The sequence below is a fragment of the Haemophilus sp. UMB1048 genome (genome assembly GCF_030218125.1).
Taxonomy (GTDB): Bacteria; Pseudomonadota; Gammaproteobacteria; order Enterobacterales; family Pasteurellaceae; genus Haemophilus_D.
In genome coordinates this window covers 1-258 of sequence record NZ_JASOPB010000132.1, presented here as the reverse complement: position 1 = coordinate 258, position 258 = coordinate 1, and the positions used below count along the sequence as shown (strand labels likewise).

The following is a 258-nucleotide window of genomic DNA, read 5'->3' as shown; positions in this document are numbered from 1 at the left end:
TGGCATAGCCGGTGTGGTTCATCACGACATCAAAGAGAATACGAATACCGCGCTGATGCGCGCTATCAACCAGCGTCCGTAGATCGGCTTCACTGCCCATATTGGCATCAAGATTCGTCCAGTCCTGTGTGTAATAACCATGATAGGCATAATGCGGGAAATCACCTTTTGTACCGCCGCCGACCCAGCCGTGAATTTGCTCAAATGGGGCGCTTATCCATAAAGCATTAACGCCCAACTGCTGGAGATAATCCAGTT

At 50.0% G+C, this 258-nt stretch carries 1 protein-coding gene; it reads right to left on the bottom strand.

Translation table 11 applies throughout. The features are described 5' to 3' along the window. The coding region (locus QP437_RS10185) for an alpha-amylase family glycosyl hydrolase (RefSeq protein ID WP_285267753.1) at nt 1-258 on the bottom strand (258 nt) is incomplete at both ends.